We start from the raw sequence: 10,023 nt of genomic DNA, 5'->3' as shown, positions 1-10,023 counted from the left end.
TTTTCTTTTCTGATTGAGATGCCGGTGTGACGAGGCTCAGCTGCTCCCACACCTTTCGGAGCGACCCTTTCGGACTCGGCGGGCGGAAGCCTTCTGGAATTCCTTCAGCTGCGATCCTGCGATCGCAGTGCTTCGGTCAGTTCCAGCTTTCCTACCCGACCGAGTCTCGGTGGGTCCCCGCGCCACGGTGTGAGGTGCGCTCAACCACGGCACACCGACATCCGGGAAATGGTTGCGGCTATCTGATCTTTCCACAATCGGGCATTTGGACTTACAAGGCAGCGTTAGAGGAGAGTGTGGTACTCATTCCGTTGGAAGCTACGCTTGAACGGAACTGCGCGAGCCAGGACCTGATTAAGCAATAGCGGCGCCGAGTGAGGAGGGCAGTGGCTAGTCTCTATTGCAGCAGACTGGCTAAGCAAGCGAGTCTTAGAGTTGACACGCGCGGTTTAGGAAAGTAGCTTGTCCCCACTATGCATGACCTATGCTGGTCTTGATGCTATCATCCCGCCACGACTGCCCGCCAGATTTCTCGGGAGGATACAAATGGGAATCGAATGGAAGAAAATAAGTGAGACGCTGCCAAAGACTGCCGCGCAATTAGTAAGGGACATTCAACGAGCTTACGAATCTGGCGGAGACGATCCAGCCAGAGCAGTTGACATGACTCTCCTGGAAAAGCTCTCCGGCGTGAGAGCCCGATTCGAGGCATTGAAGAAGGAGGGGGCAAAATGAGTGCGTGGCATCTGCAGAAGTTGCAGCTAAAAAACCTTCTCGGGTTTCAGGGGCTCAGGGAGCAGCGCTTTCAACCAGGAATCCAAGTCATCGAAGCCCCGAATCACACAGGCAAGACGTCATTGACAATGGCCCTGTTGTGGGGGCTGACAGGCAATATCCCGAATCTTCCTCGTATCAGTCGCCAATCCTTCCGCATGTCGAATAAGCATGCTGGGACGGATGCCGAACAGTTTTGCCAGATCGACTTGGTCGACGACGCTGGCCGTTGTATGACGGTCAAACGCTTATACCGAGGCGCACGGGCTGATCTCGACACGGAACTGACTCTGGAAGTGGACAGCAAAATCCTCAGCGGGCAGGATGCTCAGGCACGCATCGTTGAGGAGTTGAGGGTGAAGCCTGGCGGCTTGGAAGGTTGCGGCGTTGTCTTGCAGGATCATCGGCTTGGGTTCATCACGGGCAAAGACAGCGACATCAGCGAAATCATTAGCGATATGCTTGGCCTAACCGTACTGAGCAGATTTGTTCCCACCTTGGAGGAACGGCTCAAAGAGGCGAAAGGGTTACAAAAGGAAATTACCGGCTATCTGGAAGCTGCCGACCCCTTGAAGAAAGTGTGAACGAGAACGGGCTGACCAACTCGGGGATCACCTCGAAGAGCAACGAGACAGAAGGATCATGCAACTTACGATTTTTGCCATTCTCGGCGGGGCCTTGGTCGGCATACTCTCCGGTGCGCTCAACCTCGCGAACCAAGATACCGCGGCTGCTGCCGGCGCCATCGCCGGCGGTGTGTTGGAAACCGCGTTTGGGTCGGCGGCGATGTTCTATGAAACCCGTCATGACTTCCGGCATCGCCGGAATCTGCTGCAGGAGGTGTGGAGCGCGCCACCACAATCCACGCTCTTTCCCGACTCGGTGTGGCGATATTTAAATTCACCCAGTGACCCTCCCTTGCCCAATTCGTTGCGGGAAGCGGTGGTGTCTGAATGGCGCAGAACCGGCCGTTTGGGAGAGCCAGGGTCGAAAGACGAACAGAGGCGTCTCGCGCTGCTCTTCAGTCCAGGCGGGTCCTATACGGTTGAAGAATTGCGCGCGCGAGCGGCGATGCTGGACTTGCTCGCCGCCCATATCGACCTCATGAGTCAGGATCTCAATGTGCTCGTACGCGAGTTGTCGAGTCCGAGGAACGCCGGATAGCGTCGTGACTCATAGAAGTCAGTTAGAGGTCGTTATAGTTGTCTTGGTGGGCAAGCAGCATAAAGAAGGGACCGGCCTGTCGTAGTTCTCGGGGGCTGGATCAAGCTGTCGCTGAGGATGGAGGTGAAGATCGAGGGAAAGGTAGATGCCGAATATTCGCGCGGTGCCATTGACTCGCCGGACAGCTAAAGCGAGAATTATCCTCTCCGGTGGGCGATGATACTCACCTATCGCATAGAGGAGCATACATCCATGTACAACGCGAAGGCTTACTCCGCTGCCAGTGCGACCTCATCGATGGCGCCCACGACGATCACGAGGCGTGATCCGACCGAACACGACGTACAGATCGAGATCCTCTTCTGCGGCATCTGCCACTCCGATCTCCATCAGGTCCGCAATGAGTGGAAGAGCGTCATGCCAACGGTCTACCCCTGCGTCCCAGGCCATGAGATCGTCGGCCGTGTGACGAGGGTCGGCTCTTCAATCAAGAAGTTCAAGCCAGGAGACCTCGCCGCGGTCGGCTGCGTGGTCGATTCCGATCGCACCTGCCGCGAGTGCCAGGCCGGCCTTGAGCAGTTCTGTCCGAATCTGACGCTCACCTACAACTCCCCGGACAAACACCTCGGCCGCGTCACCTACGGTGGCTACTCCGACAGCATCGTGGTCGATGAACGCTTCGTGCTGCGAGTCCCCTCCAATCTCAACCTGGCCGGGGTCGCGCCGCTGCTTTGCGCCGGGATCACGACGTATTCGCCGATGCGCCACTGGGGCGTCACCAAAGGCAAGAAAGTCGGCGTGGTCGGGCTTGGCGGGCTGGGCCACATGGGGGTCAAGTTCGCTCGAGCGCTCGGAGCCCACGTCGTGGTCTTCACGACGTCACCGAACAAGAAGGAAGACGCGCTCCGCCTTGGTGCGCACGAAATCGTGGTGTCCCGCGATGCCAGCGAGATGAAGAAGCAAACCGACAGTTTTGACTTCATCCTCGATGCCGTTTCCGCCGAGCACGACATCAACGCCTATATCAACCTGCTTGGTCGCGACGGCAACATCACGCTCGTGGGCGCGCCTGAGCACCCTCTTCCCGTCGCTGCCTTCAGCCTTCTGTCCAAACGTCGCAGCCTCTCCGGCTCACCCATCGGTGGGATCCCAGAAACCCAGGAAATGCTCGACTTTTGCGGCAAACACAACATCACTGCCGATGTCGAAGTTATTCCCATCCAGAAGGTCAACGAAGCCTACGATAGACTGCTCAAGTCCGATGTGAAATACCGCTTCTCTATCGACATAGCTTCTCTCAAATCTCACTAACCGAGAGTGGAGACAGTAAGGGCATGCTACTGGTTTCAACGGCAGTGGCTGACGAGAGCCAGTGCGTGGCGTTCGTGACACAAGTGTTTCTGTCGCCGACTAGTCGGTCCCTCGGTATGGTCGGTGATCGCTTAGCAGGGGAAAATGCCTGTGCCGACATGCCGAAACTGCATCGCGACAACTTCCGGCATACATGTCATTGAGATCGGTTTTCCACGCCACATCTAGTGCGAGTCTTTCGCCACCTGTTAAGCTGAGGCCATGACTCGATCGCTCCGTGGGAAGTCCGTCGTCGTGGTCGGAGCTGGTCTGGCCGGGTTGACGGCAGCCGTGGAGCTGCAGAGGCAGGGTGCAGCCGTGACGGTGCTGGAAGGGCAGGGCCGGGTCGGCGGAAGGGTCTTGACGATCAGGGACGGGTTTGTCGAAGGACAGCATGCCGAAGCGGGCGCCGATTTTATCGACGAAGCGCACGAAGAGGTTTGTCGATTGGTTCACAATTTCAATCTGAAGCTCGTTCCCGTGTTACGTGCAGGTTTTTCCTTTGTGCTGTCGTCCGATGGGAAGGTCCGGCGAGCTGCCCCAGGAGGTGGCATTTGGAAAAGGCTGACGCATCATCTGGCTCCCCTGATTCGCGCCTACCGGCTGAGCGAGCAGCGATGGGATGGAGCGGTTGCGAAGGAATTGGGTTCCATGTCCGTGGCCGACTGGATGCAAGGGACGTCGTTGCCGGCGGAAGTGCGCGAGATGCTCGTTGGGCTGCGTGGTTTTTTTCTGGCCGACCCGGGCAACCTGTCGTTGCTCAGTTTGGTTGATCAGGTGGCATCCGGCAGTCCTGGAAAGGGAGGCATGTATCGGATCGCTGGTGGAAACGATCGGCTGCCAGAAGCACTCGCCTCGATCCTGTGCGACCGGCTTCTGCTTCGGCATGAAGCGCTGGCGGTATCCCAGTCGAACACCACAGTTCGTGTGCGTTTCCGTTCCGGCGATCACGAAACATGGCTCCGATCCGACTTTCTCGTTCTCGCGCTGCCGGCCACGAGGGTACGGATGCTGGATATCCGTCCCCCCTTGCCTCGTGAACAGGCTGCTGCCATCTCGACATTAGCCTACGGACCGGTGACCAAAACGCTGCTGCAGTTTGATCGCCGCTTCTGGAAAAAACCGAATCAGCGATTAGCCTATGGCACGAACCTGCCGATCGGTGCTGTATGGGATGCGAACGAACAGCAGAAGGGGAGGGCAGGGATTTTATGCCTCATGGCCGGAGGCACAACGAGTGAGGCTACTCGTAGGCTTCTATCGGGTTCCGGGACGGCGGGTCTCGTGCGAGCGCTCGACTGGCTCGGCAAGCGGCGAAGGAATTTGGTCGCGATGCGTTCCGTCACGTGGGAGAAAAATCCCTGGGTGCAGGGAGGCTACGCAGTCTTCGGGCCAAGGTTTGATCCGACGCTACGCGCGTGGCTGGCTCGGCCTTGTGGACGTATTCTCTTCGCCGGTGAACAGACCAGCCTGCAATGGCAAGGATACATGAACGGAGCGGTGGAAAGTGGATTGCGGGTTGCAGCCGAGATCCAGGCGCTGAGCCGTGAGCCAGTGAAGAAATCGGGATAGGCTACTGTCCTGAGGTACCTGAATCATGTCGTGGTGCTTGTGGCAATATACGGATGGAGCCGTGTGCAAGGGAGGTGCTTATGACTACACGATCGTCTCATGTCCTTCTACTCGTCTATCTGGTTCTCATTGCCGGAATGCTTGGGTGCCAACGGGAGACTCCCGCTGAAAAAGCCCAGCCTCCTCAGCCAACGTCAACCGTGGATCGAGCGGCACAGCAGGCCGTCGACGCCATCAAGACGCCGATGGACGAGGCTCGAGGAGTGGAAGGGACGCTGGAGAAAAACGCAGAACGGACGGCTGACAAGGTCAAAGAAGCAGGGCAATAGGGCCTTTTGGCAACGGTTTCGTGTGTGGTTTGTATTTTTATCGTGGGCTGTTGGGGGCGAGACACCGTACACCTGGCAAAAATCTTCAGGCAGTGCTCGTGCAGTTGCTTCTGGTCCTGCAGGTTGCGCAGGCAGAGGCGACACGGATGGTCATACGATGGCTCTCGGTGCCCTCGTGCTTGCCGTCGCATTGGCATATGTCGGAATATCACAGAGGTATGCGCGCTCGTCTCACGCGCTGCCTCCACTTGCATGGGGTAGGCCTATCTTGCCGGGAACTTGCCTTGCTGGTCGTTTCTTAGGCTGCTCGCTGTGCAGGCTTCAGGTCGGCTTCGACGGGCTAAGTGGTCTTGTGAATCGACTCGATCCGTCGCCGTGCCGCATTGCTCTCTCCGGCCATGACCGAGACCAACAACCAAACGAGCGCACCGGTCATTGCGAGACCGATGATCTCGACCATAGGCTCCTCCTATTACATCAACCCCGTATCGTGCCGGGACTGGCGATTCTTACGCCGCCAGCCGACGGTCGGTGGCGTTCCCTCTCGACATCTCACCTGGTCGGTCCTTTAAAGGCGGCGATGTGTCGGGAGATGTCTTGGAGTCGGAGTATACCAACTCCAAACAGATGAAGAGGGTCGCCACCAATGCCACGAGCCCCGTCACGATTCCCCAATATCCCAATGACATGCGCTCCTCTCGGCGATACCCGTCCTCGGCCTTGTTGATTCGTATTCATTCACGCTGCCATGCGATATACCCACTTGGTTGAATGGCGCTGCATCGTGGCAACGTCCTTTGCTTCTCGGCTTCGAGCTGTCATCGAAAGCCCTCCGAAAAAGACGACCACGAGCATGAAACCGGCTGCGATCAGGAATCCGATCGGCATCTCCGGCCAGGACGCCTGCTTGGTAGAGGGCACCGGGGCAGTTTCAGGTAGTGACTCGATTGCCTCGAGCAGGGTCAAGCGCCCTATCAAATCTTCGGTTCGAATGGCTGCCACCACTAAGCTCCCCATCTGAGGTTGCTGGACAGCCATGCCTTCTTCCAGCGATTGTCGGGCTTGTATCACGTGCAGCAACGCCGCCCCCAATCGCTCTTGGATGCCGTCAGCCCGACTGGTGTAGCTCTGGAACGCCCACACAATGTCACGACCTAGGATTGCCTGCCAATTCGAGGAAAAATCCCGGTCAAGTTCCTGCCCTCTGGCTTCTGTCGCACGAATCATACTGGTGTTGAAATCTGATAGGTACTGATCGGCTGAAAGTGCCCCATTCCGAATACCACGTTGAGTAAAGTTCACAATGGTCCGTCCCAGGACACCTTGAACACGAGCCTGATGTTCAGCAGGAACTGTCATAGCCCGGTGCATCACAGCGCCGAAGGGGTCCCCTGACAGAGATTGGAACTCGTGGTGAGCCAAGGTCGCGCGGTTCCATTCAGAAGCGGCTTCTGCCATTGCCTGATTGCCGCGCCGTTCATAGAGTGCTTGCTCGACAATGGCTTGGCCGACGGCCGGCTGGAGCCAAGTCATCCCTGCCTCAATTGTGGTGGAGGACTCCATGGGGGTAGGTTGCGGGAGCGCGGCTTCGATGGTTCCATTGGCGACGAGAAAAAACAGCAGCGCTCCGAATACGATCGCAGACGTTCCGACACCTACGATGATGTCGGTGGCATTGTAGCGGTACGACATAACGACCTCCTTTCAATCCAAGGACAGCTGGTCAGTAGGGCGTGTGCCGTGCGAGCCCACGTTTAGGCCGCATGAAACGAGTTCGGGCAATGAAAGACAGCTTGGCGCGCACAGATCTGACCATGGGAAAGTGCGAACACTGTCCGGATGCAACTCGGCTCTGTGCTTGATAAAAGGGTAATGGGAGAGAGGCTTACACTTGCCAGGCCCACACCGTTGGATCTGTTCTCCACGGAGGACCATGGCCTCACCTCCGAGCGAGGCGGTTGTTGACGTGAGTTCACTCTACGCCTCGATAGAAACCCTGGTCAAGGGGGCGCACGGCGAGGCGAATCATCGGCTTGGAGAAACATTCTCGGTGGCGGCTGCGCCTGATTAGTGGGCTAGAGAGTAGACGGGGACTGCCTGACGGAGGTTGTCGCAGCGAAATTGGCGGTGCGCAGATCATTCGCCAGGCCGAGTGAGTAGAGTGCTCGGATCACCCATTTGGAAGGGTCGAAGTCATACCAGCGCGGGCCGTTTCGATAGTCCGTTGGATAGGCGTGGTGGTAGTTATGGTACCCCTCGCCGAACGTGATCAGTGAGACCCACCAACTGTCACGACTGGAATCCGCAGTACTATGCGGTTGGTGTCCCCACAGATGACAGATGGAGTTGATGCAGAATGTCGAATTGAGCACTGCGAACGTGCGACCGACGCCGGCGAGGAGAAAGCACCCGATTCCCCCCATGATGCCGTTATACAGAAACCCGATCACAAACGTCCCAGCGAGCCCACTGAGTACCAGGACCGCGTAGTTCCGGTGCTGCCAGATGGCAACCGGGTCAATTGCCACGCGCGAGGCATATTTCGTATCAGCGTGGAGGTCCGGGGTCAAAAGCCACCCGCAGTGACTATGCCAAAAGCCCAATTGTGCATTATAGGGGTCTTTCTCATCGTCGCAGTGTACATGGTGGCGGACATGATCAGCAGTCCACTTAATGGCGGAATTTTGCAGTGCCCAGGCTCCGGCGATTAAAAGGGCGGCTTTCACCCAGTTCGGGCAGTCAAAGCTGCGATGGGCCATGAGACGGTGGTAGCCGACCGTGATTCCGAGGCCGCTCACGAGATAGAGCAGCCCGAACAACGACCAGTCAAGCCACGTGTAGTGATAGAGATAGCCGTAGAGCGGCACACCCACGACGGCGCTGAGCACGACGGACGCAAACAAGAGAACTGTCCATCCTTTGTGGTGGCGTCGTATGACCGCGCGGGCAACATCTGTGTACGTGAGCGTTGGGATATTGGACTGAGACACGGAATTGTCTCCTAGCGATGGGTCTATCCGTTCACTTACCGGATGTGTGCGAGACGTCATCGGTGAGGGAATGTCGGATTTCGTGGTCGCGCGGTGCTTTCCTTGGCCAGCAGCAATGCCGTCACTCTCTATTAGTATAGCGTCGGGCTGTGGGCACTCCGAGGACCATTATACCTGGTATTCCTATGAGAACAAGCCCCAAAAGCATCTTTGTGAGTCTTATTACGATGGGAACTGATGGCATCAGAAAATGAAGACGAATCTTTGTCTGGGAGGGCCGCTGTCGCGCAAAAACGGCAGAATTGATTTCTCAGGTGACGGTCGTCGTGTAGAGTATGACTACCACGAGGCCAAGCGATGGACGGGACGTCAGTTCGGTCAAGCACGCTCAACTATTTCCGCCGACATCCTCGCGTCCGCATTTCCACGCCATTTGTCTGTGCGCTGTCACGAGTGGTTTCACGACGGTGGTTTGCACGACCAAGCATTGACCTCGGTGTCGTTTATGATCTCTCGCTCCGAGGGGTGCGGGTAAGCACCGAAGCTGCGATCAAACCTGGAGAGGAGGTGGCCCTGAGTCTCCGCCTCCCGAAGCAGATTGCCTCGGCCGAAATTGCTGTGGCGACCGTCCAGTGGACGAAAGATAGCTTTTACGGTCTGGCCTTCAGGAGACTGTCTCCCGTAACCCAGAGCCGTCTGCGAAAGTACCTTGCCTCGGCTTCCCAGATGTCGCTCTTGTCCGAGGCTCGGCGTTATTGAAGAGGTAGTTTGACGCTGATCGCTCCACCTAGCTCTCCCTCTCGTCCTCCCTCTCGAGGATAGCCGGTGATATCGCGTTCGCCCTTTGGTTCCCCGTGGCAGCTGAGGCACGCCTTGCTATAGTACAAAGGGAGAATGACACGAACCGTTTTCTCGTGATCGATCGTCTCGCTGATGGTCGCGTCATTTTGCGGGGGGGGACCGGAGTTTGTTATTCGTTCCAGTGCTCGGAGTTCGTACTCATCCGGTTTATTCTTGGGGTTGCGCAGGAGGTGAGTTGGTGCGGTCTGTTTAAGATAGATGCCGGACCACACTTGAAATCGTCCCGCGGTTTCGGTGCCAAACGTGGCTGGGATGAGTCCTTTGTACGCGAGCCCCTCTAAATTAATGACGGTTTGGTAGGAGGCGAGGGTTTTTTTGCTCTCCTCCACCAACCGCTTCAAGAGGGGTTTCGCCATTTCTGGTATCTCGGCCTGCGCCAGGGAGGCGAGATCAATCCCGGTTCGCTCGCGATAGACTGCGAACAATTGCCGTTCGAACACGTCAGGGGTAAAGCCTTTGTCGCCTCGGGTTTTGTCATTAATCAGAGACTGGTTCAGAGCGATGGTGGTTCGACCAGAGTCCAAGAGGATGGCGATGAGGCGGCCGGTTTCAATGCTCTCACTTTCTGTGTCCGAACTGGATACGGTTGGAGCAAGCCCCCCATAGACGATCGCTAGGGACAAGGTGATGACAACCGAACGTCTCCTCCACATTATTGTCCTCCCATTCAGGTTCGACACGGATCGGATAATGCTGTTTGCCCGGACAGCGCCGCATATCATGGCCTCCAATCTCAGAAATTTCTACTCCCCTAAGGGGGGGTACCACCACAATCGGTCAGTATATCAAGGAACCGACAGACCCTGCGCACGGGAAGGCGGACAGGGGGTATCTTTCGGCACCCTCGCAAGTTCGGCTCGTGCCAAGGGTAGCGGTGACGGGATTGGCAGCAGCCGGTGACAACTTTTCGAAAATATGTTCGTGAACTGATGAAGCTAGCGTATGGTACAGGGCTGATACATCTGGTAATGGGAAATGCGATC

Annotated in this window: 13 protein-coding genes; 9 read left to right on the top strand and 4 right to left on the bottom strand. The window is 57.1% G+C overall.

Features of this window, described 5'->3' with window-relative positions; translation table 11 throughout:
- The first annotated feature begins 546 nt into the window (after positions 1-546).
- The 7 genes from VEI50_01720 to VEI50_01690 all read left to right on the top strand — a co-directional run bounded on the left by VEI50_01720 (position 547) and on the right by VEI50_01690 (position 5,189).
- Positions 547-735, top strand: coding sequence for a hypothetical protein (locus VEI50_01720; GenBank protein ID HXX73831.1), 189 nt, complete (start codon positions 547-549; stop codon positions 733-735).
- Positions 732-1,358, top strand: coding sequence for an ATP-binding protein (locus VEI50_01715; GenBank protein ID HXX73830.1), 627 nt, complete (start codon positions 732-734; stop codon positions 1,356-1,358). Before VEI50_01720 ends, VEI50_01715 begins: the two co-directional genes overlap by 4 nt.
- 58 nt (positions 1,359-1,416) lie before the next feature.
- Positions 1,417-1,938 (top strand): hypothetical protein, encoded by a 522-nt coding sequence (locus tag VEI50_01710; GenBank protein ID HXX73829.1) that lies wholly within the window; start codon positions 1,417-1,419, stop codon positions 1,936-1,938.
- A gap of 252 nt (positions 1,939-2,190) precedes the next feature.
- Positions 2,191-3,249, top strand: coding sequence for an NAD(P)-dependent alcohol dehydrogenase (locus VEI50_01705; GenBank protein ID HXX73828.1), 1,059 nt, complete (start codon positions 2,191-2,193; stop codon positions 3,247-3,249).
- Positions 3,250-3,272: 23 nt separating this feature from the next.
- Positions 3,273-3,452 carry a hypothetical protein gene (locus VEI50_01700; protein ID HXX73827.1) on the top strand — a complete coding sequence of 60 codons (180 nt, stop codon included), beginning with the start codon at positions 3,273-3,275 and terminating at the stop codon, positions 3,450-3,452.
- Between the two features lie 58 nt (positions 3,453-3,510).
- Positions 3,511-4,860 carry an FAD-dependent oxidoreductase gene (locus VEI50_01695; GenBank protein HXX73826.1) on the top strand — a complete coding sequence of 450 codons (1,350 nt, stop codon included), beginning with the start codon at positions 3,511-3,513 and terminating at the stop codon, positions 4,858-4,860.
- An 80-nt stretch (positions 4,861-4,940) separates the two neighbouring features.
- Positions 4,941-5,189 carry a hypothetical protein gene (locus VEI50_01690; GenBank protein HXX73825.1) on the top strand — a complete coding sequence of 83 codons (249 nt, stop codon included), beginning with the start codon at positions 4,941-4,943 and terminating at the stop codon, positions 5,187-5,189.
- A gap of 509 nt (positions 5,190-5,698) precedes the next feature.
- Here the strand turns inward: VEI50_01690 and VEI50_01685 are convergent.
- Both VEI50_01685 and VEI50_01680 read right to left on the bottom strand, forming a co-directional pair.
- Positions 5,699-5,878, bottom strand: coding sequence for a hypothetical protein (locus VEI50_01685; GenBank protein HXX73824.1), 180 nt, complete (start codon positions 5,876-5,878; stop codon positions 5,699-5,701).
- 49 nt (positions 5,879-5,927) lie between these two features.
- Complete coding sequence (locus VEI50_01680) at positions 5,928-6,881, bottom strand: hypothetical protein (GenBank protein HXX73823.1); 954 nt, start codon at positions 6,879-6,881, stop codon at positions 5,928-5,930.
- A 241-nt stretch (positions 6,882-7,122) separates the two neighbouring features.
- Here VEI50_01680 and VEI50_01675 point away from each other — a divergent pair, with 241 nt between their 5' ends.
- Positions 7,123-7,260: a hypothetical protein gene (locus VEI50_01675; protein HXX73822.1), complete on the top strand. Its 138-nt coding sequence runs from the start codon at positions 7,123-7,125 to the stop codon at positions 7,258-7,260.
- A gap of 4 nt (positions 7,261-7,264) precedes the next feature.
- Here VEI50_01675 and VEI50_01670 read toward each other — a convergent pair whose 3' ends face one another.
- Positions 7,265-8,179, bottom strand: a complete 915-nt coding sequence (locus tag VEI50_01670) for an acyl-CoA desaturase (GenBank protein ID HXX73821.1) — start codon at positions 8,177-8,179, stop codon at positions 7,265-7,267.
- A gap of 357 nt (positions 8,180-8,536) precedes the next feature.
- Between VEI50_01670 and VEI50_01665 the strand changes: the two genes are divergently transcribed.
- Positions 8,537-8,938 (top strand): PilZ domain-containing protein, encoded by a 402-nt coding sequence (locus VEI50_01665; GenBank protein ID HXX73820.1) that lies wholly within the window; start codon positions 8,537-8,539, stop codon positions 8,936-8,938.
- Here VEI50_01665 and VEI50_01660 read toward each other — a convergent pair.
- Complete coding sequence (locus tag VEI50_01660) at positions 8,932-9,693, bottom strand: DUF3365 domain-containing protein (GenBank protein HXX73819.1); 762 nt, start codon at positions 9,691-9,693, stop codon at positions 8,932-8,934. The genes VEI50_01665 and VEI50_01660 overlap by 7 nt on opposite strands.
- Between the last annotated feature and the right edge of the window lie 330 nt (positions 9,694-10,023).

This window comes from Nitrospiraceae bacterium (assembly GCA_035623075.1).
GTDB lineage: Bacteria > Nitrospirota > Nitrospiria > Nitrospirales > Nitrospiraceae > DASPUC01.
The sequence above is the reverse complement of the archived record's forward strand: the minus strand, read 5'-3'. Positions and strand labels throughout refer to the sequence as shown.

What these genes read in the sequence shown, in the direction of transcription:
- VEI50_01720 (HXX73831.1), top strand. Translation starts at nt 547, where the DNA reads ATGGGAATCGAATGGAAGAAAATAAGTGAGACGCTGCCAAAGACTGCC.
- VEI50_01715 (HXX73830.1), top strand. Translation starts at nt 732, where the DNA reads ATGAGTGCGTGGCATCTGCAGAAGTTGCAGCTAAAAAACCTTCTCGGG.
- VEI50_01710 (HXX73829.1), top strand. Translation starts at nt 1,417, where the DNA reads ATGCAACTTACGATTTTTGCCATTCTCGGCGGGGCCTTGGTCGGCATA.
- VEI50_01705 (HXX73828.1), top strand. Translation starts at nt 2,191, where the DNA reads ATGTACAACGCGAAGGCTTACTCCGCTGCCAGTGCGACCTCATCGATG.
- VEI50_01700 (HXX73827.1), top strand. Translation starts at nt 3,273, where the DNA reads ATGCTACTGGTTTCAACGGCAGTGGCTGACGAGAGCCAGTGCGTGGCG.
- VEI50_01695 (HXX73826.1), top strand. Translation starts at nt 3,511, where the DNA reads ATGACTCGATCGCTCCGTGGGAAGTCCGTCGTCGTGGTCGGAGCTGGT.
- VEI50_01690 (HXX73825.1), top strand. Translation starts at nt 4,941, where the DNA reads ATGACTACACGATCGTCTCATGTCCTTCTACTCGTCTATCTGGTTCTC.
- VEI50_01685 (HXX73824.1), bottom strand. Translation starts at nt 5,878, where the DNA reads ATGTCATTGGGATATTGGGGAATCGTGACGGGGCTCGTGGCATTGGTG.
- VEI50_01680 (HXX73823.1), bottom strand. Translation starts at nt 6,881, where the DNA reads ATGTCGTACCGCTACAATGCCACCGACATCATCGTAGGTGTCGGAACG.
- VEI50_01675 (HXX73822.1), top strand. Translation starts at nt 7,123, where the DNA reads ATGGCCTCACCTCCGAGCGAGGCGGTTGTTGACGTGAGTTCACTCTAC.
- VEI50_01665 (HXX73820.1), top strand. Translation starts at nt 8,537, where the DNA reads ATGGACGGGACGTCAGTTCGGTCAAGCACGCTCAACTATTTCCGCCGA.
- VEI50_01660 (HXX73819.1), bottom strand. Translation starts at nt 9,693, where the DNA reads ATGTGGAGGAGACGTTCGGTTGTCATCACCTTGTCCCTAGCGATCGTC.